At 62.9% G+C, this 1,376-nt stretch carries 1 protein-coding gene; it reads left to right on the top strand.

All coding sequences use genetic code 11. The features are described from left to right. Positions 1 to 18: 18 nt before the first annotated feature. Entirely contained in the window at positions 19 to 1,356 is a 1,338-nt protein-coding gene (locus XH80_RS02965; protein ID WP_271597264.1) for an IS701 family transposase, read from the top strand. The last annotated feature ends 20 nt before the right edge of the window (positions 1,357 to 1,376 follow it).

Genomic DNA, 1,376 nt, shown 5'->3' with positions numbered 1-1,376 from the left:
GCTTTTGGAGGGCCGACCATGGCAGGCACGACGTCGACTTGGGAAGACGAACTGCGAGGCTGGCTTACGCCGTTCTTGGATCGCCTGGGACATAAGGCGCGGCGGCGGATGTGTCCGCTTTATGTGATGGGGCTGATCGGCCCTGGCGATCGCAAGAGCGTTCAGCCGATGGCGGAGCGGCTGGCGCCCGGCGACTATGATCAGCTGCATCATTTTGTTGCGGCTGGCGTCTGGGATGTGGCGCCATTGGAGACAGAGCTGCTCGTTCAAGCGGATCGGCTCGTTGGCGGCGACGATGCGGTGTTGGTGATCGACGATACCGCCGTGCCGAAGAAGGGCACGCACTCGGTCGGTGTCGCCGCGCAATATGCTTCGGCCCTGGGCAAGACGGCCAACTGCCAGACCCTGGTGTCGCTGACGCTCGCGCGGGGTGAGGTGCCGGTGATGGTGGCGCTGCGCCTCTTCCTCCCCGAGAGTTGGACGAGCGATCGAGTCCGTTTGAAGCGGGCCGGGGTTCCGGCCGAATATCAAACGGCCCGAACGAAGCCGGAGATGGCCTTGGCCGAAGTTGATCGCATCCTTGCGGCCGGTGTCCGCTTCGGCTGCGTCCTGGCGGATGCCGGTTACGGGATGAGCGCGCCGTTCCGTCAAGCTCTCACGGCCCGCAAGCTTGCCTGGGCGGTTGGCATTCCACGTCATCTCAAGGTGTACCCTGTCGACGTAAAACTTATCTGGCCAAAGGCCCGGCGTGGCCGCCCCCGCAAGCGGAGCATTCCCGACGTTCTATCGATTGCGGCTGAAGACATGCTGGCCGATGCCAAGTGGAAAACTGTGAGCTGGCGAAACGGGACGAAAGGCCGGTTGAAGGCCCGCTTTGCCGCTGTCCGCGTGCGCACAGCGGACGGACCTCCGCAACGGATATGGGACAAGGGCCAGCAGCATCTTCCAGGGGACGAAGCCTGGCTCATCGGCGAGCACCGCGCGTCGGGAGAGAAGAAATACTACCTTGCGAACCTGCCAGCCGGGATGGACCTGCGCAGTTTGGCCGCCACCATCAAGGCACGATGGGTTTGCGAGCAGGCCCATCAGCAACTGAAGGAGGAACTCGGCCTCGACCACTTCGAGGGACGGTCCTGGCAAGGCCTTCACCGACATGCGCTCATGACCATGATCGCTTACGCCTTCCTCCAACATCGCCGCCTCACAAAAGTGAGGCGGGAAAAAAAGAATCAACGGTCCGCCGCCGCAACCGACCTTGCCCGCCGTCCGACACGCCATCGTCGATCTCATCGCGCGAATGCCGCTTCAGCGATGTCCGCACTGCCGAAGGTGGATCAGCGCAGGATAGCAGCGTGAATCAAACTGCCAAAGTAGTG

The sequence above is a fragment of the Bradyrhizobium sp. CCBAU 45384 genome, assembly GCF_028128665.1.
GTDB classification, from domain to species: domain Bacteria; phylum Pseudomonadota; class Alphaproteobacteria; order Rhizobiales; family Xanthobacteraceae; genus Bradyrhizobium; species Bradyrhizobium manausense.
Note: the sequence above shows the minus strand (reverse complement) of the source record. Positions and strands in the feature narration are given on the sequence as shown.